Raw genomic sequence first — 24,195 nt, forward strand, 5'->3', positions numbered from 1 at the left:
TGTCGAACCGCCCGACGACGCCGTCGAACCACCCGAAGCCCGGTCCGCCGGTCGCAGCGGATGCGCCGGTGGCGCGAGCCGGTTACGGTCGAGGCGATGGTCCCACCCGATCAGCCCGCCCGCCGGACTCCGACCCACTCGCCGGAGCCACTGGGCAGGGAGATCAGCGCAACTACCCTCAGTAGTGCACGCAGCACGGAAGTGCCACCGCGACCTCGACTTCTGGCCCACGAGGAGCTGGTGCTGGTCACTGCCGGTCACGGTAGCCACGAGATCGATTTCGTCCCGTACCCCTGCCGACCCGGCACCCTGCTGCGGGCCCGCGCCGGTCAGGTCACCCGTTCGGGCGGTCAGGCCGGGCTCGACGCGATCGTGGTGCGGTGGACCGTGGACGGGCCGGCGGAACCGTCGGCGGCGGACCGGCCCGCGTACTGGCAACTGGTCGGCGAGGACGCCGACGCGCTGATCAACGAGGTCAGCCAACTGGTGGTGGACAGCGACCGACCACGCCGCTCCTCCGTCGTCGACGACCTGCTGCGACACCAGCTGCAGGTAATCCTGCTGCGGGTCGCCCTGCTCACCGACGAGAACCCGCAGGTCGACCCAGTCGGCGACGCCTCGGTGCGCGGTGACACCTTCCGGCGCTTCCAGGTGGAGGTCGAACGCGACCACGCCCGGACCCGACGGGTCGAGGAGTACGCCGAGCGACTGTGCTGCGCGGTACGCACCCTCACCCGGGCCAGCCTGAGCGTGACCGGGCGGACCGCCAAACAGGTCATCGACGACCGCGTCACGTTGCAGGCCAAACGACTGCTCGCCGCCACCGATCTGCCGGTCGCCGAAATCGGGCAGCGGCTGGGGTTCGGCGAGCCGACGAATTTCGGGCGGTTCTTTCAACGCGAGGCCGGCTGCAGTCCGGGTACGTTCCGCGCGACAGTCGGCGAGCACCCTCCGGTGGCCGAGCTGGTCGCGACAACCGGCATGATGGGGGCGTGCAGATCTCCGCGCGCGGCGACTATGCGGTACGGGCAGCACTGATCCTGGCTGCGGCGTACCCGACGCTGATGTCCACCCAGGCGATCGCGGCCGAGCAGGACATGCCGCGCAAGTTCCTCGAAGCGGTCCTGGCCGACCTGCGTCGCGGCGGGGTGGTCCGCGCCCAGCGCGGCGCGGAGGGCGGCTACACGTTGACCCAGCCGCCCCGCGACATCACGATCGGGGCGGTCCTGCGGGCCGTCGACGGACCGTTGGCGGGGGTACGGGGTCTGCGCCCGGAAGAGACCCGCTACGACGGTGCCGCCGAGAACCTGCCCCGGCTGTGGGTCGCGGTACGGGCGGCGGTACGCGAGGTCGTCGACGAGGTCAGCCTGGCCGAGGTGCTCAGTGGCCGGATGCCGGCGCACGTACGCAAGTTGACGTTGAAGCCGGACGCCTGGGAGTCACGCTGACGGCCGCTCTCCCTCAGCGGGCACCGGCTGGCGCGACCGCGCACAGAGGACGCGTTTGCCGATCGACCCGCCCGGGAATTGTCGACGCCATCCGCAGTCGGCGATCGAAGGGAGCAGGGCGATGGGTGTGATGTTCCGCAAGCGGAAGCGTTTCGGTCCGCTGCAGTTGAACTTCACGGAGAACGGCTTCTCCTCGTGGACGATCCGGATCGGCAAGTGGTCGTGGAACTCGCGGGCGCGGGCCCACCGCTACGACCTGCCCGGACCGTTCTCCTGGAAGCAGGACAAGTCCCGCAGTTGACGCCCGGTCCGCCGGTGCCCCACCGGTGACGCGGACGGTATGCGGCCGCAGGTGGTCGGGGTGTGACGAGAGTTCCTCGCCGCACCCCGACCACCTGTGGCAATAATGACTTTATGTCCAAAATCTCCGGTACGGCGGACGAGCCCGCATCCGAACCGTCGCAGGCCGAGCAACGTCGGCACCGGGCCGAGGTGTGGCACACCACCCTCATCTGCCTGCTGATGGTCGCGCTCTACTACCTGGTGCCGATCGAACCCGACGTCTCCGGGGTGCACCGCGTCGTCCGCGCCGTGATCACCACCGTCGGCGTCGTACTGGTCGCGACGATGGTGCTGCTCCAGATCCGCCGGCAGATCACCGTCGACCCGTCGGACATGCGGCTCGCCCGGCTGGCGATCACCCTGGTCGGCGGCGTCATCGCCTTCGCCCTCGCCGACCTGGTCATTTCCTTCAGCGACCCCGGCCAGTTCGTCAACATGACCACCAAGACCGACGCGCTCTACTTCGCCATCGGCACCCTGACCACCGTCGGGTACGGCGACGTGCACGCCAACGGTCAGGTCGCCCGGGCCGCGGTCTGCGTACAGATGCTGTTCAGCGTCGGTGTCCTCGCCACCGGCGCCTCGCTGCTGGTCAAACGCTGGATCGAACGGGCGGACCGGCAGCCGGCAGCGCGCTGATCCGCACGTCCCCGCCGAGCCGCCCGGCCACCGGATCCCGCCGGACCAGGTCGGCGTCGAGCAGCTCCCCCAGCGCCCGGTTGACGTGCGCCGGCCGGTAGACCGTCCGGGTCACCGCGACGCTGCGCAGCTCGGCCACGGTCTGCGGGCCGTCGGCGGCCAGCAGGTCCAGCACCACGCGTCGCAGCGGTTCGAGCTCCCCTGGCCCGCCGGGGGTTGTCGGCACCGGCGCGGCGACCTGCTCGCCGGGAATCCGTAGCGCCGCACCGGCCAGCGCCCCGGCCCCCCACAGGGCGTCCTTGAACGCCTCGATCCGCCGGCCCGACCCGGTGGCGAAGGCGATCAGCGTCGTCGTCGCGCCCCGGGCCGGCGGCACCGCCGGCCCCGGCTCATCCGGTAGCACCATCTCGACCTCGGTGACCAGCGGGAACCCCGCCCGGGTCAGGGTCGCGCGCAGCGACACCGACGGTGGCGCGCCGCAGATCAGCAGTTCGGCGGGGCGCCCGACGGTCAGTGCCGCCCACGGCGGTGGCTCCGGCGCGGGTGCACCGGCCAGGTCGACGTGGCAGAACAGCGGCGCCCAGGCGGCGGTCGCCGCGGTCAACGCCACCGGGATCATCGCGGGGCCGCCGGCCAGCAGGTGCAGTGCCACGGTCCGGGGCAGGTCCGCCTCGGCGGCACCGAGGCGGGTCGGCAGGTCGACCGGGTCCGACGTCCCCCCGGCGAGGGTGACGATCGTCAGCTGCCGGTCGGGGCGCGGACCGGCGGCGGCCACCGCCCGCAGCGCCCCGTCGGCCGCGCCGCCGTCGGCCCCCTGGTACGCCTGGACGAAGGTGGCCCGCCGGGACTCCCGCAGGGCGGCCGGCACCCAGCTGCCGAGATGGCGGGCGAGCAGTTCGCGGTGGACGGCGTCGGAGCGGTCGGGTGTCATGCGTACCGTTCTACCGGCCGCCCTCGCGGTCGCTGCCGGCAGGCCGGTCAGCCGGGCACCGAGACCCCGACGCCGCCCCGGGTCTGGGCACCGTACCGCTGCTTCTCCCGACCCAGGTCCAGCGGTCGGATCCGCTTGCGCGCGGTGAGTGCCTGCTCGTCGAGCTGGTCGGCCGGCACCAGCCAGACGATCTCGAACTCCAGCCCGTCGGGGTCCTTGCCGTACAGGCTCTTGGTGGTGCCGTGGTCGGAGGTGCCGACGAGCGCCCCGGCGGCGGCGAGCCGGGTCGCGAGCGCGTCGAGGGCGTCGAGGGTGTCGACCTCCCAGGCCAGGTGGTAGAGGCCGACGGTGCTGCGCCCGGCGCCGGAGGGTCCGGCGTGCGGGCCGATCTCGAACAGGCCGAGGTCGTGGTCGTTGGTGGACCCGGGCGCCTGGAGGAAGGCGGCGCCGGTGAACCCGTCCGGGGTCATCGGGACGACCGCGAAGCCGAGGACGTCACGGTAGAAGGCCAGGCTGCGGTCGAGGTCGGCGACGAAGAGTACGGCGTGGTTGAGGCGGTGGATTCCCATGTCACGAACAGTAGCGCGATTTAGTTGAACCCTCAACCATTGCCGGTATGATGGGCGTCATGACCCGCTGGCTCGACGACGACGAACAGCACACCTGGCGCGCGTACCTGCACGCCACCCGCGCCCTCAACGCGACCCTGGACCGGGAGCTGCAGAGCCAGGCCGGGATGCCGCACGCCTACTACCAGATCCTCGTACGGCTGTCCGAAGCGCCGGGGCGCACGCTGCGGATGAGCGAGCTGGCCGAGGCAACCGACTCCTCGCGCAGCCGCCTGTCGCACGCCGTGGCCCGGCTGGAGGAGAACGGCTGGGTACGCCGCGAGGACTGCCCGACCGACCGGCGCGGCCAACTGGCGGTGCTGACCGCACCGGGCTTCGCCGCCCTGGCCGCGGCCGCGCCCGGCCACGTCGAGGCGGTCCGTCGACACCTGTTCGACCAGCTCACCCCGGATCAGGTCGATCAGCTGCGGAACATCAGCGAAGCGTTAGTCAAGCATCTGACGGGTAACAATCCGCCATCATGAGCGAACTGTCCCACATCAGACCCTTGTACTGACCGTCGTCGGACACGCACGATGGGACGTGTCTCTCGGCCTGGGCGAAATCACCACGCAGGCGCACGGCCTGATCGGCGTCGGCGACCTACCCGCCGCGCGGAATCTGCTCGCCGCCGCGCTGGCCGACACCGACCCCCGACCGGCGAACGCCAGCGCCGAGCAGGCCGACGCCGCCGGCCTGCTCGCCCGGGTGCTGGTAGCGCTCGGTGACGCCCCGGCGGCCCGGGGTTGGGCCGCCTACGCGTACTCGGCCAACCAGCGGATGCACGGCCTGACCGACGAACGCACCATCGGTGCCGCCGCGACCCTCGCCGCCGTCCTGCACCGGGTCGGCAGCCACGCCCGCGCCGCCCACCTGTACCGGGAGGTGATCGACGAACTCTGCGCGATCGACGGCCCGGAGTCGTTGCGGGTCCTCGCCGCGCACGCCGACCTCGCCACCGTCGAGTTCGCCCGGGGCCAGTGCGACATCGCGCGGGACCGCCTGGAGGACGCCTGGGAGCTGCACCGCGAGGTGTACGGCGACGGCCACCCGGCCGGGATCAGGATGCTCGCCCGGCTCGGTGCGATGCAGCGTGACTGCGGCCGGCTCACCGAATCCGACATGAGTCTCTCCCTCGCCGTCGACCTGTGCCGGGCCCACCTGCCCGCCGACCACCCGCTGACCCACCAGGTACGCACGCTGACGGAGTCACCCTCCGACGCCACCCACCGCTGCGGCGGCGACGGTCCCGCCCACGACGACGTGCCGGTGCTGCCCGACGACGCACCCGGGCCGGGCGGCGGCGACGTCGGCGGGCCTGGCGGGCCGCCGGTTCCCCGGGCCCCGGCTGATCCACCGCCTGGCCACACCGTCGGCGCACCCGCGACGGCCAACGGACACCCGACGGCCAGCGGTCACTCGACAGCCGACGACCAGATGGCGGCCAACGGACGCCCGGCGGAAGACGACCGGATGCCGGCCGACGGCCAGGCGGCCGGCCGGCACGAGCCGCCCTGGGCCCACGCCGATCCGCCCTGGGCGCAGGCCGGTTGGATCGAACCGGAGCCGCCCTCGGCCGAACTGACGGACCCGACGCTCGCCCCCACGTTCTGGGCCGAGCAGCCCGAACCCCAGGTCGCCCAGGATCCGGTCCACAGCGACACGTCCGGGCGCGGCGCTGACCGGCACCGGATCGACCCGCCCTGGCTCGACATGCCGGCCCCGCCACCGCCGCTGCCCGAGTTCGACACCGACGCGCCCTGGGCCCATCGCGGCTGGATCGAACGGGACCCGGTCCGCACCGACGCCGACGACCCCGTCTGGTCGCCCACCGGCTGGTTGGCCGAGGAGACCCGCTCCGACGCGGCGGCGCCGGCCGGGTCGGCGACCGGCAGCACCGGCGAGCGACCCGACGACGGTACGGACCTGCTGGACCCACCGCACGGACCTGGGTCGGAGGCAACCGACCAGCCCGGGGCGGCGGCACACGAACTCGGGCCGGAATCGACCGAGAACGGCCGTGCCACCATCCCGCCGCCCCGGGTGCCGCTCGACGTACCGCCCGGTGGCCAACGCCCGGACGTCGGCGCCGGCACGGATCCCGACGCCGACGGCGGCCGGTGGCTCTTCGACGAACCCTGGTGGCCGCCGGAGCTCGCCGGCGACGACGAACCACCGCCGGTGCCGCCGACGGCGGGTGAGTCCGGCCCGTCCGGCCCGGTCAGCCCGTTCGGCCCGGTCCGCTACCGGGCCACCGGCGGCGCGCCCACCGAGCCGCCCGCCGGCGACGGGTCGGCGACGGCCGACCGGGGCGGTGCCTCGCCTGAACCGTTCCCCCCGGACGTCCCCGCGTTCGTGCCGAACCCCCGGGCCCCCCACTCGGCCGGCCACTGGTCGGCCTCCACCACGACCGAGGCACCCGCCAGCCCGTACGGCGACGAGGTCACCGCCGATCCGGGGCACAACGGCCACGGCACCGACGTCGACGCCACCAGCGGCCGACGGCCCGACGACGGGTCTCTCGTCGTCGGATCGGCGGCCGCCGAGAGCGGTACCGGCGGCCGCACCGCGTCGTCGGGGACGCTGTCGCGGCTGCCCCGACGCGAGATCAGTCGGCTCCCGGACCGCCGTAGCCGGTTACCGGTACGGCGTCAGCGCGGACACCTGGTGCCGGTCCCCCGGCCCGCACCGAGCCCGCCACGACCACGTGCGCCGATGCTCGTGCTCACCGGCGTCGTGGTGGTGCTGCTCGGCGCTGCGGCCGTCGTCGCCGGAGTCAGCCTGGTCGGTGACACCGGTTCGCCGACGACCGCGCCCTCGGCGGCCGGTACGCCGCCCGCGCCCGCCAGCGAACCACCGCCCCCACCGGCACCCGGCACCCCGCCCAGCGAGGTCGGCATGCGGGACAACCGGGACAGCGTGACGTTGACCTGGACCTATCCCGCCGGCGCCGAGGGGCAGGTGCTCATCTCCGGAGGCAGCAGCGACCAGGAACCCCGGGCGTTCATGACCCTGCCCGCCGGGTCGAACAGCTTCGTGGCGTACGGGCTGGACCAGTCGATCGACTACTGCTTCACCGTCGCGGTCGTCTACTCGGCCGACGTGATCGGCCAGGCCGCACCGGTCTGCACCGATCGTGGCCAGGCCAGGTGACCGACGGCGGCCACGCCCGCCCCGACCGTCGCTGGTCAGTCGACGTCGACCGGATCGACGTCGCCGAGGTCGACCGGTAGCCGGACCCGGACCCGCAGACCCCGGTACCCGACGTCGCGGTCGGGCTGGGCGTCGGCGAGGTCGACGGTGCCACCGTGGCGACGGACCAGCTGAGCCACGATGGCCAGCCCCAGCCCGGTGCCGCCGGCGTCGCGGGCCCGGGCGTCGTCGAGTCGGGTGAACCGGTCGAAGACCCGCTGCCGGTCGGCCGCCGCGATCCCCGGACCGTCGTCGACCACCATCAGCTCATGCCAGTCGTCGTCGCCGGGCCGGGCCGTCACCAGCACCCGGCGGTCGGCGTGCCGGACCGCGTTGTCCAACAGGTTCGCCAGCACCCGCCCCAGCGCGTCCGGGTCACCGGCGGTCCACAACGGCTGCGTCGGCGGCACCACCCGTACCGGCGGCTGCGGATAGCGGGCCGTGACCTGCGCGATCAGCTCGCCCAGCTCCACCGGACCGACCGGACCGAGCAGCGAACCCGGCTCACCCGTCGGCTCCTGATCCGCCCGGGCCAGCAGCAGCAGGTCGTCGACGAGCCGACCGAGCCGCTGGCTGTCGGCGAGCAGCCCTTCGGCCAGCACCGGCCAGTCGGCGCGGGCCCCGAGGCGCTGCGCCACCTCCAGCTGCGTCCGCAGGCTGGTCAGCGGACTGCGCAGCTCGTGGGCGGCGTCAGCGACGAAGGAGCGCTCCCGGGTCCGGGCCGCCGCCAGCCGGTCGAGCATGTCGTTGAGCGTGACCGCCAGCCGATGGATCTCGTCGCCGCCGGCCGGCACCGGCAGCCGACCGGACCGCTCCCCGCCGGTGAACCGCGCGGCACCGGCGCGCAGCCTCTCCACCGGCCGCAGCGCAGCGCCGACCGCCCGCCACACCATCACCCCGACCCCGGCCACCAGCAGCGGAACGGCGAGCAGCACGATGAGGCGCACCAGTGCCACGCTGCGGGAGATGTCGGCGATGGACCGCCCGACCAGGACGGTCCCCGGATTCTCGCCGTCGGTGGGCACCGCGACCACCCGGACCGGCCCCTGCAGACCGAGCCGGTCACCGGGGATCACCAGGGCGTCGCCGGGGTCGGCGGCCAGTTCGTCGCGTTCCTGCGCGTACAGCATGGGGACGAGCCGGTCGGCGCCGATCGACGCGGCCCGCACCCGGCCCTGATCGTCGAGCACCTGGACCCGTACCTCGTTGCCGGCGACCGGCAGCGGATCGGGCAGTGCGTCGGCGGCCACCAACTGGGCCACCGCCTCACCCGTCGTCCGCGCGTCGGCGTCGGCGCTGCCTTCCAGAGCAAGTGCCAGTACGGCGGTCAGTCCGAACCCGCCGGCGACCAGCCCGACGGCCAGCCCCAGCACGCTGATGACGGCCAGCCGGGAACGCAGGCTCAGTCGCCACCCCCGGTGTGGGCGGCGCGTCGGTGGGGACGGTGGCCCGGTCACGGCCGGAGCCGGTAGCCGGCGCCCCGGACGGTCTCCAACCGGTCCCGACCGATCTTGCGGCGCAGGTAGCCGACGTAGACCTCGACCGCGTTGGGGGCGGTGTCGACGCTGGCGTCCCAGACGTGGTCGAGCAGTTCGATCTTGGAGACCACCTCTCCCGCCCGACGCATCAGGTACTCGAGCAGGGCGTACTCCCGGGCGGTCAGGGCGATCTCGGCATCGGCCAGGGTGACCCGCCGCCGCGCCGGGTCCAGGCTCAGCTCGCCGACGGTGAGCACCGCCGGCCGCTGTGGGGCACCGCGCCGCAGCAGCGCCCGCAGCCGGGCCAGCAGGACGACGTACGAGAAGGGTTTCGTCAGGTAGTCGTCGGCACCGCAGTCGAGGCCGTCCGCCTGGTCGTACTCGCCGTCCTTCGCGGAAAGGATGAGTACGGGCAGCCAGTTCTCCTCGGCCCGCAGCTGACGCACCACCCGGTAGCCGGACAGCCCCGGCAGCATCACGTCCAGGATCATCGCGTCGTACCCGCCAGACCTGGCCGATTCCAGCCCGGCCGGGCCGTTCGTCACCACGTCGACCGCGAACCCTTCCTCCTGCAGCCCCCGCCGCAGGGCATCAGCCAGCCGGACCTCGTCCTCCACCACCAGCACCCGCACCGGTCCAGGGTGCCATCATGGGTACCCGGCCCGCCGTACCCGGCGGTGTCCGAGCTGAGCGCGTTCACAGCTTGATCCTCCGCTCTCAGCGTCGTCTCAGCCCGTCCGGTGCAGCATGGGTCCCAGGAGGTGCCGAAGATGTCGGTATTCACAACCCGGCCAGCGATGCGCTGGCTGGTGCCCACGGCCGCGGCGGCGGTGCTCATCGGGGGCGGCGCGGCCGTCGGCGCGCTGGCCGCGTCGGCCGACCCGGTGCTGCCGCCGCGCAGCGCCGAGCAGCTGCTGGTCGACCTGCAGACGGCCCAGGTGGACGGCATGTCCGGAACGGTCGTGCACCGCGCCGAGCTGGGGCTACCGGGGGCGTTGAGCCTGCTCGGACAGGCCGGCGGCGCGGGCCTCGGCTCACTGATCGACGGTACGCAGACCGTGCGGGTCTGGTACGCCGGGCCTGACCAGGCTCGTCTGGCCATGGTGCGGACCCTGGGCGAGACCGACGTGATCCGCAACGGGCGCGACGTGTGGATCTGGTCCAGCCAGGAGAAGCAGGCCACCCACTTCGAGCTACCCGAGGAGGCGGCCGAGGTGGACCCCACGACCCTGCCCGAGGCGTACGTCACCCCGCAGGCGGCGGCCGCCGAGGTGCTGGCGGCGATCGACCCGAGCACCGAGGTCTCGGTGGGCCGGGCGGCGGAGATCGCCGGACGCACGGCGTACGAGCTGGTGCTCGACCCGCGGGACACCGCGTCGCTGGTCGACGAGATCCGGATCGCGATCGACTCGGTCGAGTACGTGCCACTGCGCCTGGCGGTGTACCCGGTCGGTGCCGAACGGGCGGCGATCGAGACGGCCTTCACCCAGGTCAGCTTCGACCGACCGGACGCGGAGCAGTTCACCTTCAACCCGCCGCCGGGCACCGAGGTCACCGAGGCGGGCGAGGACCACGCCGACCGTGACAAGCCGGGGCAGCGACCGGACGGGCTGCCGGGCGGCGACGACGCCGACTCGCAGCTACCGGAGCTCCTCGACTCCTTCGCCGCCGACGACAGCGCGGTCCGTACGGTCGGCGAGGGCTGGGGCACCGTCGTGGTCGTGGCACCGCCGGCCGAAGTGAGTGCCGAGGCACAGCAGCGGGCCGGTGGGTCGACCGAGGGGGCCGAGGCGCTGCAGATCCTGGGCGACCTGCCGCAGGTCGACGGGGCGTGGGGCAGCGGCCGGCTGCTGTCCAGCGCGCTGTTCACCGTGCTGCTGACCGACGACGGCCGAATCCTGGCCGGCGCGGTGACGCCGGAGCGGCTCTACGAGGTGGCCACCGAGACCCGCTGACCGGGCGGCACTTGACCGGTCCACTACCGGCACCGACACGGGTTCACCCCGGGTCGGTGCCGGTAGTCGTATGCGGAGGCAGGAGGGCGGCGACGGCGAGACGTCGACACCCGGCGGGCCAACTTAACCGGTTGCGTAGCTGGAAGACATCGGTCTAATCTGATGCCTGCGCGAAGGGCCGGGTAGTTGCCGACATCATGCTGACCGAGGTCAGCGGTGTCTCACCGCCCGTGACGACACGGGCCTCTACCCGAGGTAGGTCATGAAGACACGTCTGGGCGTCGCGGCCGCGACGCTACTCGCCCTGGTCGCCTCCATCGTCGTACTCGTCCCACCCGCCCACGCCGCCGTCGGCCTGCACATCAGCGGCGGCCGACTCGTCGAGGCGAACGGCTCGCCGCTCGTGCTGCGCGGGGTCAACCACGCCCACACCTGGTACGCCAGCCAGACGAGCTCCTTCGCCAACATCAAGTCCCTCGGCGCGAACTCCGTCCGGGTCGTGCTGAGCAACGGTCACCGGTGGACCCGCAACGACGCCACCGACGTCGCGAACGTCATCTCGCTGTGCAAGGCGAGCCGGTTGATCTGCGTGCTGGAGGTGCACGACACCACCGGGTACGGCGAGGAGGGCGCCGCCGCCACCCTGGCCTCCGCCGTCGACTACTGGATCAGCCTGGCCAGCGTGCTGCGCGGCCAGGAGAACTACGTGATCATCAACATCGGTAACGAACCGTTCGGCAACAGCGGGTACCAGAACTGGACCAGTCACACCACCAGCGCCGTCCAACGGCTGCGGACCGCCGGCTTCGAGCACACCATCATGGTCGACGCGCCGAACTGGGGGCAGGACTGGACCTTCACCATGCGCGACAACGCCCAGTCCGTGTGGAGCGCCGACCCGGCCCGCAACCTGCTCTTCTCGATCCACATGTACGGCGTCTTCGACACCGCCGCCGAGATCAGCGACTACCTCGGGCGGTTCCGGTCAGCCGGGCTGCCGATCGCGGTCGGCGAGTTCGGACACAACCATTCGGACGGCAACCCCGACGAGGACACCATCCTGTCGTACACCCAGCAGCACGGCATCGGCTGGCTCGGCTGGTCGTGGAGCGGCAACAGCGGCGGCGTCGAGTACCTCGACATGGTCACGAACTTCAACGTCGACGCCCTGACCTCGTGGGGTCAGCGGCTGTTCAACGGCGCGAACGGCATCCGGCAGACCGCGCGGGAGGCGACCATCTACAGCGGCGCCACCCCGACGACCGCGCCGCCAACGACCGCGCCGCCGACCACCGCACCCCCGACCACCGCACCCCCGACCACCGCGCCGCCGACCACTCCACCGCCGGCTGGTGCCTGCTCCGCCACGTACACGATCGTCGGTCAGTGGCAGGGTGGCTTCCAGGGCGAGGTGCGGGTCACCGCCGGCGGGTCCGGCACCACCGGTTGGCGGGTGGTCTGGACCTACGCCAACGGGCAGACCGTGAACCAGGCCTGGAACGCCACGGTGACCCGAAACGGATCCCAGGTGACCGCGACCAACGTCAGCTACAACGGCACCCTGAGCCCCGGACAGAGCACGACGTTCGGCTTCATCGGCAGCTGGACCGGCACCAACAGCATCCCGCCAGTGGCCTGCAACGCCCTGTAGTCAGCAGGCCGGACACCACACCGAGGGTGTGACCGGTGGCCGGGCGGGTACTCCGTCCGGCCACCGGCAGACCGGCGTCGACACAGGTCAGGGCCCGGTTCGCCGGCGGCGACGAGCCGATGATGCTACGACCTGGAGGTGTACGGTGAGTGAAGGTCCTCGTCTGCGTGTCGGCGCCTACGCGGTGATCGTGCGTGACTCGTCGGTGCTGCTGAGCCGATTGTCCGAAGCGTCCCCGGTGTTCGCCCCCGGGGCGTGGCATCTGCCGGGCGGTGGTCTGGACCCGGGTGAGCAACCGGGCGACGCGTTGTCCCGCGAGCTCCAGGAGGAGGCGGGTCTCGACGTCACCGGATCCCGGCTGATGGACGTGCGCTCGTACTCGGCCCACCGAAACGGCACCGACTGGCACGTGGTCGGCCTGCTGCACGCCGCCGAGGTGCGGCCCGGCGACCCGGTGATCACCGAGGTCGGCGGCAGCGCGGACGCGATCCGGTGGGTGCCGATCGAGGAGATCGGCGACCTGGCGCTGTCCCACCGACGGCGGACGGCCTGCGGATGGCCGAGCTGATCAGCTGAGGTCGCAGGGGCGTCCGCCACGGGTGCGCCCCTGCCCCGCTGAGTCGGCGCCGGGCGGGTCGGCGTGGGCGGGGTCGGGCCGGCACTCGCGGCGCGCCGACCGGATCCGCCAGACCACGAACGCGCCGAGCGCCAGCACCGCGACCACCACCGCGGCGGCCCGCCCCGCCACCCGCTCGATCGCGGCGTACGAGGTGCCGGCGAGGTAGCCGATGGCCACCGTACCGATCCCCCAGATCAGCGCTCCGGCGACGTTGTAGGCGAAGAACCGCCGGTACGGCATCCGTGCCGCCCCGGCCAGCGCCGGCATGACCGCGTGGAAGAACGTGACGAACCGGCCGACGAAGACCGCCATCCCGCCACGCCTGGCGAGCTGGTCCTGGGCCCGCTGTACCCAGGACTGCCGGCGGCGCAGGAACCGCAGCCGCAGCAACCGGGTGCCGAACACCCGGCCGATCAGGTAGCTGGCGGTGTCGCCGGCGATCGCGGCGCTGACGACGACCACGGCGATGCCCGGCAGCGACACGGTGCCCAGGCTGGCGGCCACCCCGCCGAGGATCGCGGCGGTCTCGCCCGGGAAGACGAACCCGATGAACAGCGCGTCCTCGGCGAAGACGAGCAGCCAGACCAGCAGGTAGATCAGCTTGTCGTCCATCGACAACAGCTGCTCGAGCCAGTCAGTGAGCACAGCAACCCCCGCTCGCGGGGGGCTGCTGACACCGAACCTAGCACCGCCGGGGTGCCAGGAAGGCTCACCCGGCGGAGATCGTCGACCGGCCGGGCGCCCGTGACGGCCGGCAGGTGCCCGCAGGCGGCGTCACGGGCGTCCTCCCCACCACAGAGAGTCCTCCCCATCACAGAGAGGCGACACCGGCTCGCACTTAACCGATTAAGAAACCTACGCGGTCACATCGACCCTCGTCAAGCGCAGCATCGTCCAGGACACCGGCGGTAGGGCCAGAGCCAACCGGCCCTGGTCGACGGCGGCACCGGCCACCGTCTGCGGCCGCACCCGGTCTGGCTCCGCCGAGGTGTTACGGGCGTACGGATCGGGGTCGTGCAGCACCACCTGCTCGGCTAGCCGGTAGCCGGGGAAGGCGCGCAGGTCCATGTCGATCGTCGCCGGCTCCCGCTGGCCCCGGTGCACCGCGAAGACCACCAGTTCGTCGGCGTCGTCGTCGTAGGTGGCGACGACGTCCAGCAGCGGGACGTCACCGTACCGGGCGGTGTCGGTGGTCGGCGCCGACGTGCACTCCACCCGCAGTACGGTGCCCCGGGCGTACCGGGCGGTCAACGCGAACGGGTAGAAGATCGTCTGCCGCCAGGCCGGGCCGCCGGGCTCGGCCCGGATCGCGGCGATGGTGTTGACCAGCTGCGCCTGACAGGCGACGGTCACCCGGTCGCTGTGCCGCAGCAGCGTGATCAGCGACGATCCGACCACCACCGCGTCGGCGACGGTGTAGTCGTCCTCGCTCAGCGGCGGCGCCTGCACCCATTCGGTCGGCACCCCGGTGGCGAGGAAGTCGCGCATGTACCAGACGTTCCACTCGTCGAACGAGATGTTGATCCGCTTGCTGCTGCGGGTCCGGGCCCGGACGTGGTCGCAGGTCGCGACGATGTCGTCGATGAACTGGTCCATGCCCACCGACGAGGCCAGGAGGCTGGCCAGGTCACCGTCGCGCTCCTCGTGGTAGAGGTGCGCCGAGACGAAGTCGACCTGGTCGTAGGTGTGCTCCAGGACCGTCGCCTCCCAGGCGGCGAAGGTCGGCATGTCCGGCCCGGAGCTGCCGCAGGCGACCAGTTCCAGCGTCGGGTCGATCATGCGCATCGCCCTGGCCGTCTCGGCGGCACGCCGACCGTACTCGTGCGCGGTCTGATGGCCGAGCTGCCACGGCCCGTCCATCTCGTTGCCCAGGCACCACATCCGGATGCCGTACGGCGTCTCGCGCCCATGCGACCGGCGCAGGTCCGACAGCCGGGTGCCGCCCGGATGGTTGGCGTACTCCAGCAGGTCCAACGCCTCGCGGGGCCCACGGGTGCCGAGATTGACCGCGAGCATCGGTTCGATGCCGGCCGCCTGCGCCCAGGTCATGAACTCGTCGAGGCCGAACGCGTTGGTCTCCACGCTGTGCCAGGCCGGGTCGAGCCGGGTGGGGCGCTGATCGCGCGGCCCGACCCCGTCCTCCCAGTGGTAGCCGGAGACGAAGTTGCCGCCCGGGTAGCGGACCACGGTGACCCCCTGCTCCCGGACCAGGTCGAGCACGTCCCGGCGCAGCCCGACCGCGTCCGCGCTGGGATGGTCGGGTTCGTAGAGGCCGCCGTAGACGCAGCGGCCCATGTGTTCGACGAAGGAGCCGAAGGTCCGCCGACTCACCGGGGCGATCCGGAACGCCGGATCGATGTGCACCGTCACCGGTCGGTCAGCCATCAGCCCGTCCCTCCGTCCGTCGACGCGGAAAGGCCGCGCCACGCCAGCGGGCTGGTGACGGCGTTCGCGCATCGACGCTTGCGCACGCCGGGTCGGCCCGTTGTCGGACGCTAACATGGGCCGGCCCATGGCGTCTGCGACCGGTACACGGCGGCGCGCACGCCGCAGATCGGGCGCGATGATCAGGGTTGACCTAGGTGCCGGCCGGGACCGGGTCAGGGTTTGCGGGCGAGCCCACCGACGAAGGTGTAGTAGGTGTCGGTCTGCTCCGACGGCTCGTCGTCCGGTGCCGGCCGCCAGTCGGGCAGCGCGATGACGCCCGGCTCCAGCAGTTCGAAGTCACCGAAGTACCCGACGATCTCGTCGTGGCGACGCCACCGGCCGGTGCCCATCGTCTGGTTGAAGATCTTCTCCACCATCAATGCCTTCTTCGAGGCGTCCGGGTGCGCGTCGCCGGGGTCGTGGAAGTGCGAGATGGCCAGGTAGCTGCCGGGGCAGACCGCGTCGCGGTAGACCGCGGCCACCGCACCCGGGTCCTCGTCGTCGGCCAGATGATGCAGGATGCCCAACATCAGCACCCCGACCGGCTGAGTGAAGTCGATCATCGAGCGTACTTCGGGGTTGTCCAGGATCTGCTCCGGGTGACGGACGTTGGCCTGGATCACCGTGGTCATCGGGGAGCTGGCCAGCAGTGCCCGCCCGTGCGCCAGCACCATCGGGTCGCTGTCCACGTAGACCACCCGGGCCTGCGGATCGATCTGGTGGGCGATCTCGTGCACGTTGCCCTGGGTCGGCAGCCCGGACCCGATGTCGAGGAACTGCCGGACGCCGGCCTCGGCCACCATGTGACGGACGGCCCGGCGCAGGAAACCCCGGTTTGCCCGGGCCGCCAGCGGGCCGTCCGGGGTGATCTGCAGCGCCATCTGGCCGGCCTGGCGGTCGACCGCGAAGTTGTCCTTGCCGCCGAGCATGTAGTCGTACACGCGGGCGACACTCGGTCGGGTGGTGTCCACCCCGACCGGGGCTCGTTCCTCACTGCTCACGGCGGGATCCTCCGAGGGGTGTCGGTCGGGGCGCGACCGGCTGGGAGCGCTGCCGCAGTGGCGTCTAGAGGACGCCGACAATCGCCGACGGCCCGGTCGGCGCGGTCGTCAGACCGCCGGCCGCAGCGCGTTCAGCACGAACTGATCCAATGTAGCCAGATTGACACCGCCAGCCACAGTGGCTTCGGCGACAGCGGCGGCACGGTGGGATCGCCCGCTGCGACCGGACCCGGATGCGTCAGCGCGTGACCGGGTAGGGGAAGTGGTCGGCGACTGGGCCACAGTAGAAGCGCTCCGGCGCCAGGAGGGCCACCCGGCAGACCTGCGCCGTCACCCGGTCGATGTGGCTGACGCTGGTCGCGTCGCCGAGCGTGAGACCGAAGCGGACCGTGCCGTTGTCCACCCGTACGGCCTGTTCGTCGAGCACGGTCCGACCGTTGTACGCGGTGAGCCGCAGGTAGCTGTAGTACCCGTCGTCGCCGCACCGCGGATCGACGATCGGGCTCGGCAACGGATTGTCGACCAGGGTGCCCTTGACGTCGACCTGGGGATACACCGGCGGGCGAGAGAACCGCCAGGCCAACGCCCCCTCCGCCTGGCCGTACCGGCACCGGTCGCCGGAGTCGACGGCGAAGGGCTGGGCCTGGGTGGGGTCGGCGGAGGCGGGGGCCGGTACGGCCGCGAGGCCGACGACGGCCAGGGCCACGACGACGACGGACCGGTGCAGAAACGGCAGCACACGCATGGGAGATCCTCGGCGGAAGTCGGGACGACAGCCTATCGACGATGCCGCAACATATCGATGTTGTTAAATTTAGCGTACCTCGTCGCCGAGGGCGAGTACCCGGTCGACCGTCAACTCGTCGAGCCGGTCGACGACCAGCGACGCCCCGGCCAGCGCGTCCGGCGCCGGCGGGTACGTCCGGTGCGGTACCGCCACCACCGCCATCCCGGCTGCGGTCGCCGACCGCAGCCCGTTGCTGGAATCCTCCACCGCACAGCAGGCGGCCGGGTCCACCCCGAGCCGCCGCGCCGCCACCAGATACACCTCAGGATCGGGCTTGCCGGCGGTGCACTCCTCGGTCGACACGGTGGCCCGGAACGCGTCGGTGACGCCGGCGCTGGCGAGCACCTGGTCGATCAGTCGACGCGGCGAGGAGCTGGCCAGGGCGAGCGGGAACCGGGAGCCCAACCGGTGGATCGTCGCCACCGCGCCGGGGATCAACGGCAGCTGCGCCCGGTACCGCGCGGCCATCTCGTCGATCACCTCGTCGGCGACCCGCCCGACGCCCCGCCCGACGCCGAGATCCGCGTTCAGGTAGCCGGACCACTCCGGGGTGCTCATCCCCATCAGCCGACTCTGGGTGTCCGGCAGCCACCGGCCGCCGGCGCGCGCCACGTAGGCACGGCGGACCTCCTCCCAGACCGGCTCGGTGTCGACGAGCACGCCATCCATGTCGAACACGACTGCGCAGATCATGGCCGCCATCCTGCCCGGTCCACCCGAATCGCCCCCCGGCAGGGTCACCCAGAGCTACCCTCGCAGGCAGGCTCCCTCATCGACCACCGGCCGGACGCGTCACCAGCACCGGACCGACCGGGCACCACCGGCGAAAGGAGCACCGATGCCGCGGCAGACCGCGCCGGGCCACGACCGCATCGTGGTCGGGGTGCACGACTCCCCTTCCAGCTGGGCGGCGGTCCGGCTGGCCGCCCGGGAGGCGGCCGGCCAGCACCGCCCGCTGCGGCTGCTGTACGCACTCGGCTGGATCCCCGACGACCTGTCCGACAGCGACGAGCAACCCGAAACCGACGCCCACGCACTCGTCGAACGGGCCGCCGGTGTCGCCACCGACGCCGCCGCCGGGATCGACCTGCTGACCGAGATCTCCGAGAACGCCCCGGCCACCGCCCTGCTGCGGGAGTCGCGGATGGCGTCGCTGGTGGTGATCGGTGACGGTGACCTGGCCCGCTGGACCTGCCTGCCGCTGGACGCGCTGGCCGTGCAGATCGCCGCCCGGGCGGACTGTTCGGTGCTTGTCGCCCGGGCACAGCCACAGACGGCGACGGCCACCGCGCCGGTCCTGGTCGGGGTGGACGGCTCGGCAGGCTCGGAACGCGCGCTCGGCTTCGCGTTCGACGCCGCCGCGCAGCGCGGCACCGACCTGATCGTGGTCCGGGCCGGTGAGAGCGAACCGGGCTGGGCGGACACCTCGGCCAGCATCGCCGACGAACTCGCCACGGCACTGGCGCCCTGGCGGGAGAAGCACCCTGACGTACCGGTGCGCCAGCAGGTGGTCGACGGCCCGCCGGCCCGGGTCCTGGTCGAGCGGTCCGGACAGGCCGGTCTCGTCGTGGTCGGGGCCCGTGGCGACCATCCGCTGCGGGTGCCGCTCGGCGCGGTCAGCCAGGCGGTGCTGCACCACGGCCGCTGCGACACCGCGATCGTGCGGGAGTGCGCCCCGCCGCCGCCGGCCGGCGACTGACCCCGGCCGCGACCCACCCATCGCCCGCCGCACCGTCGGCGGGACCTTGGCCCCGTTCACCAGCCCGTCCGGCCCTGTCCCCGCCGTCGACGGTGCTGATACCACGGAAGGAGAAGGATTCGCCGACCGCATGAGGAGGCGGGCGCCATGCCGAAATTCGTCTACGACTTCATCGAAGGCAACCGGGAACTGACCGATCTGCTCGGCGGCAAGGGCGCTAACCTCGCGGAGATGACCCGGCTCGGGCTGCCGGTGCCCCCCGGGTTCACCATCACCACCGTGGCCTGCCGCGCCCACCTCGCCGCCGGCGCACCGCCCGCCGGAATGTTCGACGAGGTCAACCGGCACCTGCGGGCGATCGAGGCGCGGCTGGGCAAACGACTCGGCGACCGGCACGATCCACTGCTGCTCGCCGTGCGCTCCGGCGCCCGGTACTCCATGCCCGGCATGATGGAGACCGTCCTGGACATCGGACTCACCGACGCCACCGTGCACGGGCTGGCCGCCCAGAGCGGCGACGAACGCTTCGCCTGGGACTCCTACCGCCGGCTGGTGCAGATGTTCGGCCGCACCGTGTTCGGCGTACCCGACGAACTGTTCGCCGCCGAACTGAAGACGGTCAAACGCACCGCCGGGGTCACCGCCGACCCGCAGTTGGGCGCGGCCGAGCTGCGCGGCCTCGTCGAGGCGTACCAGAAGGTCTTCCACCAGCACACCGGCCGCGACTTCCCGCAGTCGCCGCACGAACAGCTCGACCTGGCGATCCGGGCCGTCTTCGACTCGTGGAACTCGCCCCGCGCGGTGCTCTACCGGCGTCAGGAGCGGATCCCGAGCGATCTCGGCACTGCGGTCAACGTGATGGCGATGGTCTTCGGCAACCGGGGCCCGGACTCCGGCACCGGGGTGGCCTTCACCCGCGACCCGGCGACCGGCGCACGTGGCGTGTACGGCGACTACCTGGCCAACGCCCAGGGCGAGGACGTGGTGTCCGGGGTGCGCAACACGGTCCCGTTGCAGGAGCTGGAGCAGATCGACCCGCGCAGTTTCCACCGGCTCATGACGATCATGGACACCCTGGAGCATCACTACCGCGACCTGTGCGACGTCGAGTTCACCATCGAACGCGGCACGCTGTGGATGCTGCAGACCCGGGTCGGCAAACGGACCGCCGAGGCCGCCTTCGTGATCGCCGCGCAACTTGTCGACGAAGGGGTCATCGACCTCGACGAGGCGCTGGACCGGGTCACCGGTGCCCAGCTCGGGCAGCTGATGTTCCCCCGGTTCGACGCCGCCGCCGCGCCCGCGCCGCTCGCGGTGGGCGTACCGGCCGCTCCCGGTGCGGCCGTCGGCCGGGTGGTGTTCGACTCCGACGCGGCGGTCGCCGCCGCCGGCCGGGGCGAGCAGGTCATCCTGGTGCGCCGGGAGACCAACCCGGACGACCTGCCCGGGATGATCGCCGCCGCCGGCATCCTGACCAGCCGGGGCGGCAAGACCTCGCACGCCGCCGTGGTCGCCCGGGGCATGGGCCGCACCTGCGTCTGCGGCGCCGAGGCGCTGACCGTCGACGCGACCGCCGGCGAGATCACCATTGCCGACCCGGCCGGGGCGGCACCGATCGTCCTGCGGGCCGGGGATCTGATCTCGATCGACGGCGCCACCGGCGCGGTCTACGCCGGAGCCGTCCCGGTGCACCCGTCACCGGTGGTGCGCTACATCGAAGGTGAGCTGACCCCCGAGGCGGATCCGCTGGTGGCGGCGGTGCACCGGCTGCTGGGACACGCCGACGTGGTCCGCCGGCTCGGGGTGCGCGCAAACGCGGACACCGCCGCCGACGCCCGCCGGGCCCGGGCCTTCGGTGCCGCCGGGATCGGCCTGTGCCGTACGGAGCACATGTTCCTCGGCGACCGCCGGGAACTGGTCGAGCGGCTGATCCTCGCCGAGACCGACGCCGAACGCGAGGCGGCGCTGGCCGCGCTGCGCCCGCTGCAACGGCAGGACTTCGAGGAGCTGCTGGCCGAGGCGGACGGCCAGCCGGTCACCATCCGGCTGCTCGACCCGCCGCTGCACGAGTTCCTGCCCGCGCTGGACGAGCTGACCGCCCGGGTGGCCCGCGCCGAGGCGCTCGGCGAGGACGCGGGGCACGACGGGCGGCTGCTCGCGGCGGTCCGCCGGATGCACGAGGCCAACCCGATGCTCGGCCTGCGCGGAGTCCGGCTCGGGCTGGTCGTGCCGGGGCTGTTCGCCATGCAGGTGCAGGCGATCGCCGAGGCCACCGTCGCCCGGCGGCTCCTCGGCGGCGACCCCCGCCCGCAGATCATGGTGCCGCTGGTCGGTGCGGTCCAGGAGCTGGAGGCGGTACGCGAGCAGGCCGAGGCGCTGCTCGCCGACTTCGACACACTGGCACCGATCCCGATCGGCACCATGATCGAAGTGCCCCGCGCGGCGTTGACCGCGAGCGCGATCGCCGAGGTGGCGGACTTCTTCTCGTTCGGCACCAACGACCTGACCCAGCTCGGCTGGGGCTTCTCCCGCGACGATGTCGAAGGCGCGTTCTTCGGGCGGTACCTGGAACTCGGCATCTTCCCGGTGTCGCCGTTCGAGTCGATCGACACCGCCGGCATCGGCCGGCTGATCGGGATCGCCGTCGCCGACGCTCGGGCCACCCGGCCGGACCTGGAGATCGGGGTCTGCGGTGAACACGGCGGCGACCCGGACTCGGTGCGGTTCTTCCACGACGCCGGATTCGACTACGTCTCGTGCTCGCCGTACCGGGTGCCGCTGGCCCGGCTGGAGGCCGGACGTGCGGCGGTACGTCTGGCCCACCGTTCCGACACCCGGTGACACCCCGTCCGCCGGGGCCGCGGGTACGCGGCCCCGGCGGGCACCACCGCTGAGGGAGAGCAGCATGTTGAGCGCAACTGTGGTCGATCCGCCCCGTACCGACCCGGACACCGGTGGCGGTGACGCGCCGCACGGCCCGTTCGGCCCGGTGCTCGGCACCGGCGGCGCGGACCCGACGACGGTGATCCCGGTGAGCCGGGGCGGGCGACCGCTCGGCGTGTTCGTGGTGACCGCCGGTCGGGTCCGCTACCGGCCGGTGGTGGCCGCCGACCGGATCGCCGTCACGGTGCTCGCCGCCACGGTGCTCACTGCGGTGAGCGCGGGCGTGGCGGCGGTGGCCGCCAGCCGCCGCCGCCCGCCGACGGTGCGCACCATCACGATGGGTCCGGGCGGCTGGGTGAGTCTCAAAGGGCTGCCCGGTGCCGCGCCCCGGGTCGTGGCGGACGGACATCGTCCCTGGTGGGCACGGATGCTACGGGCGCGGCGGCTGTCCGGGTAGGGCGATGGCCGGGGCCGGCGGGCGGCATCGCCGATGTGGACGATGTTCACGTATTGGTACTCATATCATTACGCTGTGACAACCCCCGACACGTGGCGCCTTCCGGCCTGGACCCTGCTCAGCAACCACGGCCACGTCCTGCTCGCCATCGCTCGCGACCCGCAGGCCCGGTTGCGGGACGTGGCGGCCCGGGTCGGGATCACCGAACGCGCCGCGCACACGATCGTGACCGACCTGGAGGCCGCCGGCTACCTGACCCGGCACCGGGTGGGACGACGCAACGAGTACACGGTCGATCCGCAGGTGCCGTTCCGGCACCCGGCCGAACGCGACCACCTGGTCGGTGAACTGCTCGCCCTGTTCACCGCCGGAGACCCGGCCGCCGGACCACCGACCGCCGGGGACCCGACCGCCGGGGACCCGACAGCCGGGGACCCGACAGCCGGGGACCCGACAGCCGGGGACCCGACAGCCGGGGACCCGACAGCAGCGGACCCGACCGTCGATCGGCCGGCCACCGGATCGCCGGCCGGGGATCCGGCATCCCCTGCCGGGGACCCGGCGCCGCCGCCACACCCGGGCACGGTCCACCGGGCGACCGCACCGGCGCAGCGGCCGGTCGACGCCGAGCGGCCGGGGGGACCCCAGTCCCGCAACGGCGGGCCTTTCGCACCTGCCCCCCACCCGGCACCGGGTGTGGACTGTAGGCAGGTGCGATTGAAGGAGTGAGAACGATGAGCGCCAGTCACCTGATCGTCGTCGGCGTCGACGGCTCCGAGGGCGGCCGCCGAGCACTGGACTGGGCCGCCAAGGAAGCAACCAACCGGGGCGGCGCGCTGCGCGCCGTCATCGCCTGGCGCTGGGACGGCGGCACCGCCGTCAGCCCGATCGAGGAGCGTCAGCGCGCCAACGATCTGCTCGACAGCGAACTCGCCGCAATGACCGCACGCTACGGCGCGGCGGTGCCGGTCGTCGGTGAGGTCCACGAGGGCCGCGCCGCCGAGGTGCTGACCCTCGCGGCCCGCTCCGCCGACCTGCTGGTGCTGGGCAGCCACGGCCACAGCCGGCTGCAGCACACGGTGCTGGGCTCGGTCAGCGAGGAATGCGTCCGCAAGGCCACCTGCCCGGTCGTGGTCATCCCCGTACCGGCGTTGACCGCGTCGGCGACCGGCACCACCAGCTGACGGGAGGCGATCACGATGAACCGCCCGATACTGGTCGGCTACGACGGCTCGGCCAGCGCCGATGCCGCCCTGGCCTGGGCCGTCGCCGAGGGGGTACGGACCTCGACCCCGGTCGTGCTCGGATATGCGTTCGAATGGCCGCCCGCAACGGCTCCGATCATCTCCGCTCCCGAGGTCTGGCCGGACGCGGTATCGCGGCGCGACGCCGAGAAGATGCTGCAGGTCGCGGCCGCCGAAGCCGTCGAGGCCCACCCGGGAGCCGAGATCACCACCGTCGTCCTCGACGGACCCGCCGCGATCCGGCTGCGGGAGAAGTCCCGCGACGCGGCCCTGCTGGTCGTCGGCAACCGGGGGCACGGCGGCTTCGCCGACCTGCTGCTCGGATCGACCAGCGTGGCGGTCTCCGCCCACGCGCACTGCCCCGTCGTGGTCGTCCGCGGCGAGCCCTACCCGGACGGCCCGGTCGTGGTCGGAGTGGACGGCTCCGAAGCGTCGCTGCTCGCGCTCCGGTTCGCCGTCGACCACGCGGCCGGCAGTGGGGTCGGGCTGCGGGTGCTGCGGGCCTGGAGCCCGCCCGCGCAGCGCTGGCGACCGCCGGCGTTCGATCCACGGGAGATCGTCGCCGCCGAGCGTGCGCTGCTCGACGACGAGGTGGCACCGTGGCGGGAGAAGTACCCCGAGCTCACGATCACCGTCGAGGCGGTCGGCGACAGCCCGGGTCGGGTCCTCGTCGACGCCACCCGCACCGCCAGTCTCGTGGTCGTCGGTTCCCGGGGTCGGGGCGGCTTCACCGGGCTGCTCCTCGGCTCGGTGTCCCAGCAGCTGCTGCACCACTCGCACAGTCCGGTGGCGGTGGTCCGCGAGACCGCTGTCCTGGCGGCATCGCACTGAGTC

Annotated in this window: 22 protein-coding genes and 2 pseudogenes; 15 read left to right on the forward strand and 9 right to left on the reverse strand. The window is 72.8% G+C overall.

Annotation, left to right across the window (positions count from 1 at the left end; all coding sequences use genetic code 11):
- Positions 1-201 precede the first annotated feature (201 nt).
- The 4 genes from ACN28F_RS04735 (at position 202) to ACN28F_RS04750 (ending at position 2,429) form a co-directional block, all read left to right on the forward strand.
- Positions 202-1,038, forward strand: a complete 837-nt coding sequence (locus ACN28F_RS04735) for a helix-turn-helix transcriptional regulator (protein WP_421357085.1) — start codon at positions 202-204, stop codon at positions 1,036-1,038.
- Positions 993-1,448, forward strand: coding sequence for an RrF2 family transcriptional regulator (locus ACN28F_RS04740; protein ID WP_289206881.1), 456 nt, complete (start codon positions 993-995; stop codon positions 1,446-1,448). The genes ACN28F_RS04735 and ACN28F_RS04740 overlap by 46 nt, the downstream gene beginning before the upstream one ends.
- 121 nt (positions 1,449-1,569) lie before the next feature.
- Positions 1,570-1,749, forward strand: coding sequence for a DUF4236 domain-containing protein (locus ACN28F_RS04745; protein ID WP_282226640.1), 180 nt, complete (start codon positions 1,570-1,572; stop codon positions 1,747-1,749).
- Between the two features lie 113 nt (positions 1,750-1,862).
- Positions 1,863-2,429 carry a potassium channel family protein gene (locus tag ACN28F_RS04750; protein WP_289206882.1) on the forward strand — a complete coding sequence of 189 codons (567 nt, stop codon included), beginning with the start codon at positions 1,863-1,865 and terminating at the stop codon, positions 2,427-2,429.
- Here ACN28F_RS04750 and ACN28F_RS04755 read toward each other — a convergent pair.
- Together ACN28F_RS04755 and ACN28F_RS04760 are read right to left on the reverse strand one after the other, a co-directional pair.
- On the reverse strand, positions 2,383-3,360 hold the full coding sequence (locus ACN28F_RS04755) for a hypothetical protein (RefSeq protein ID WP_289206883.1): 978 nt from the start codon (positions 3,358-3,360) through the stop codon (positions 2,383-2,385). The genes ACN28F_RS04750 and ACN28F_RS04755 overlap by 47 nt on opposite strands.
- A 47-nt stretch (positions 3,361-3,407) precedes the next feature.
- Positions 3,408-3,929, reverse strand: a complete 522-nt coding sequence (locus ACN28F_RS04760) for a VOC family protein (protein ID WP_289206884.1) — start codon at positions 3,927-3,929, stop codon at positions 3,408-3,410.
- A gap of 50 nt (positions 3,930-3,979) precedes the next feature.
- Between ACN28F_RS04760 and ACN28F_RS04765 the strand changes: the two genes are divergently transcribed.
- Together ACN28F_RS04765 and ACN28F_RS04770 are read left to right on the forward strand one after the other, a co-directional pair.
- Complete coding sequence (locus ACN28F_RS04765) at positions 3,980-4,453, forward strand: MarR family winged helix-turn-helix transcriptional regulator (protein ID WP_421361256.1); 474 nt, start codon at positions 3,980-3,982, stop codon at positions 4,451-4,453.
- 58 nt (positions 4,454-4,511) lie between these two features.
- Positions 4,512-5,351 (forward strand): annotated as a pseudogene (locus tag ACN28F_RS04770) (tetratricopeptide repeat protein); the annotation flags it as partial.
- A gap of 1,805 nt (positions 5,352-7,156) precedes the next feature.
- Here the strand turns inward: ACN28F_RS04770 and ACN28F_RS04775 are convergent.
- Both ACN28F_RS04775 and ACN28F_RS04780 read right to left on the reverse strand, forming a co-directional pair.
- The gene (locus ACN28F_RS04775) at positions 7,157-8,560 is read right to left on the reverse strand and encodes a sensor histidine kinase (RefSeq protein WP_421361258.1); all 1,404 of its coding nucleotides are present in this window, start codon (positions 8,558-8,560) and stop codon (positions 7,157-7,159) included.
- A gap of 53 nt (positions 8,561-8,613) precedes the next feature.
- On the reverse strand, positions 8,614-9,270 hold the full coding sequence (locus ACN28F_RS04780) for a response regulator transcription factor (protein WP_282226635.1): 657 nt from the start codon (positions 9,268-9,270) through the stop codon (positions 8,614-8,616).
- Between the two features lie 138 nt (positions 9,271-9,408).
- On the opposite strand from ACN28F_RS04780, the gene ACN28F_RS04785 reads away from it, so the two are divergent.
- The 3 genes from ACN28F_RS04785 to ACN28F_RS04795 all read left to right on the forward strand — a co-directional run bounded on the left by ACN28F_RS04785 (position 9,409) and on the right by ACN28F_RS04795 (position 12,812).
- Positions 9,409-10,593: a LolA family protein gene (locus ACN28F_RS04785; protein ID WP_289206885.1), complete on the forward strand. Its 1,185-nt coding sequence runs from the start codon at positions 9,409-9,411 to the stop codon at positions 10,591-10,593.
- Between the two features lie 262 nt (positions 10,594-10,855).
- Positions 10,856-12,244: a cellulase family glycosylhydrolase gene (locus ACN28F_RS04790; RefSeq protein ID WP_421357086.1), complete on the forward strand. Its 1,389-nt coding sequence runs from the start codon at positions 10,856-10,858 to the stop codon at positions 12,242-12,244.
- A 145-nt stretch (positions 12,245-12,389) separates the two neighbouring features.
- A complete protein-coding gene (locus ACN28F_RS04795; protein WP_421357087.1) occupies positions 12,390-12,812 on the forward strand; it encodes an NUDIX hydrolase in 423 nt (140 codons plus the stop codon).
- Here the strand turns inward: ACN28F_RS04795 and ACN28F_RS04800 are convergent, their stop codons facing one another.
- The 5 genes from ACN28F_RS04800 to ACN28F_RS04820 all read right to left on the reverse strand — a co-directional run bounded on the left by ACN28F_RS04800 (position 12,813) and on the right by ACN28F_RS04820 (position 17,771).
- Positions 12,813-13,508 carry a DedA family protein gene (locus tag ACN28F_RS04800; protein ID WP_289206888.1) on the reverse strand — a complete coding sequence of 232 codons (696 nt, stop codon included), beginning with the start codon at positions 13,506-13,508 and terminating at the stop codon, positions 12,813-12,815.
- 210 nt (positions 13,509-13,718) lie between these two features.
- On the reverse strand, positions 13,719-15,248 hold the full coding sequence (locus ACN28F_RS04805; RefSeq protein ID WP_421357088.1) for an alpha-N-arabinofuranosidase: 1,530 nt from the start codon (positions 15,246-15,248) through the stop codon (positions 13,719-13,721).
- A gap of 215 nt (positions 15,249-15,463) precedes the next feature.
- On the reverse strand, positions 15,464-16,291 hold the full coding sequence (locus ACN28F_RS04810; protein WP_421357089.1) for an SAM-dependent methyltransferase: 828 nt from the start codon (positions 16,289-16,291) through the stop codon (positions 15,464-15,466).
- A gap of 238 nt (positions 16,292-16,529) precedes the next feature.
- Positions 16,530-17,036 carry a hypothetical protein gene (locus ACN28F_RS04815; protein ID WP_289206891.1) on the reverse strand — a complete coding sequence of 169 codons (507 nt, stop codon included), beginning with the start codon at positions 17,034-17,036 and terminating at the stop codon, positions 16,530-16,532.
- 69 nt (positions 17,037-17,105) lie between these two features.
- The gene (locus tag ACN28F_RS04820) at positions 17,106-17,771 is read right to left on the reverse strand and encodes an HAD family hydrolase (protein WP_289206892.1); all 666 of its coding nucleotides are present in this window, start codon (positions 17,769-17,771) and stop codon (positions 17,106-17,108) included.
- 145 nt (positions 17,772-17,916) lie between these two features.
- Here ACN28F_RS04820 and ACN28F_RS04825 point away from each other — a divergent pair, with 145 nt between their 5' ends.
- The 6 genes and pseudogenes from ACN28F_RS04825 (at position 17,917) to ACN28F_RS04850 (ending at position 24,192) form a co-directional block, all read left to right on the forward strand.
- Complete coding sequence (locus ACN28F_RS04825) at positions 17,917-18,777, forward strand: universal stress protein (protein ID WP_289206893.1); 861 nt, start codon at positions 17,917-17,919, stop codon at positions 18,775-18,777.
- Between the two features lie 147 nt (positions 18,778-18,924).
- Positions 18,925-21,618, forward strand: coding sequence for a pyruvate, phosphate dikinase (gene ppdK / locus ACN28F_RS04830; protein ID WP_421357090.1), 2,694 nt, complete (start codon positions 18,925-18,927; stop codon positions 21,616-21,618).
- A gap of 64 nt (positions 21,619-21,682) precedes the next feature.
- Complete coding sequence (locus tag ACN28F_RS04835; RefSeq protein ID WP_289206895.1) at positions 21,683-22,117, forward strand: hypothetical protein; 435 nt, start codon at positions 21,683-21,685, stop codon at positions 22,115-22,117.
- A gap of 75 nt (positions 22,118-22,192) precedes the next feature.
- A pseudogene (locus ACN28F_RS04840) lies at positions 22,193-22,486 on the forward strand (helix-turn-helix transcriptional regulator); the annotation flags it as partial.
- 365 nt (positions 22,487-22,851) lie between these two features.
- The gene (locus tag ACN28F_RS04845; protein WP_421357091.1) at positions 22,852-23,301 is read left to right on the forward strand and encodes a universal stress protein; all 450 of its coding nucleotides are present in this window, start codon (positions 22,852-22,854) and stop codon (positions 23,299-23,301) included.
- 15 nt (positions 23,302-23,316) lie between these two features.
- A complete protein-coding gene (locus tag ACN28F_RS04850; RefSeq protein WP_421357092.1) occupies positions 23,317-24,192 on the forward strand; it encodes a universal stress protein in 876 nt (291 codons plus the stop codon).
- Positions 24,193-24,195 lie beyond the last annotated feature (3 nt).

It is taken from the genome of Solwaraspora sp. WMMA2101 (assembly GCF_049179175.1).
Classification (GTDB): Bacteria; Actinomycetota; Actinomycetes; order Mycobacteriales; family Micromonosporaceae; genus Micromonospora_E.

Excerpts from the sequence above, each read along its gene's own strand:
- ACN28F_RS04745 (WP_282226640.1), top strand. The coding sequence starts at position 1,570 with ATGGGTGTGATGTTCCGCAAGCGGAAGCGTTTCGGTCCGCTGCAGTTG.
- ACN28F_RS04750 (WP_289206882.1), top strand. The coding sequence starts at position 1,863 with ATGTCCAAAATCTCCGGTACGGCGGACGAGCCCGCATCCGAACCGTCG.
- ACN28F_RS04755 (WP_289206883.1), bottom strand. The coding sequence starts at position 3,360 with ATGACACCCGACCGCTCCGACGCCGTCCACCGCGAACTGCTCGCCCGC.
- ACN28F_RS04760 (WP_289206884.1), bottom strand. The coding sequence starts at position 3,929 with ATGGGAATCCACCGCCTCAACCACGCCGTACTCTTCGTCGCCGACCTC.
- ACN28F_RS04765 (WP_421361256.1), top strand. The coding sequence starts at position 3,980 with ATGGGCGTCATGACCCGCTGGCTCGACGACGACGAACAGCACACCTGG.
- ACN28F_RS04785 (WP_289206885.1), top strand. The coding sequence starts at position 9,409 with ATGTCGGTATTCACAACCCGGCCAGCGATGCGCTGGCTGGTGCCCACG.
- ACN28F_RS04790 (WP_421357086.1), top strand. The coding sequence starts at position 10,856 with ATGAAGACACGTCTGGGCGTCGCGGCCGCGACGCTACTCGCCCTGGTC.
- ACN28F_RS04805 (WP_421357088.1), bottom strand. The coding sequence starts at position 15,248 with ATGGCTGACCGACCGGTGACGGTGCACATCGATCCGGCGTTCCGGATC.
- ACN28F_RS04815 (WP_289206891.1), bottom strand. The coding sequence starts at position 17,036 with ATGCGTGTGCTGCCGTTTCTGCACCGGTCCGTCGTCGTCGTGGCCCTG.
- ACN28F_RS04820 (WP_289206892.1), bottom strand. The coding sequence starts at position 17,771 with ATGATCTGCGCAGTCGTGTTCGACATGGATGGCGTGCTCGTCGACACC.
- ACN28F_RS04825 (WP_289206893.1), top strand. The coding sequence starts at position 17,917 with ATGCCGCGGCAGACCGCGCCGGGCCACGACCGCATCGTGGTCGGGGTG.
- ppdK (WP_421357090.1), top strand. The coding sequence starts at position 18,925 with ATGCCGAAATTCGTCTACGACTTCATCGAAGGCAACCGGGAACTGACC.
- ACN28F_RS04835 (WP_289206895.1), top strand. The coding sequence starts at position 21,683 with ATGTTGAGCGCAACTGTGGTCGATCCGCCCCGTACCGACCCGGACACC.
- ACN28F_RS04845 (WP_421357091.1), top strand. The coding sequence starts at position 22,852 with ATGAGCGCCAGTCACCTGATCGTCGTCGGCGTCGACGGCTCCGAGGGC.
- ACN28F_RS04850 (WP_421357092.1), top strand. The coding sequence starts at position 23,317 with ATGAACCGCCCGATACTGGTCGGCTACGACGGCTCGGCCAGCGCCGAT.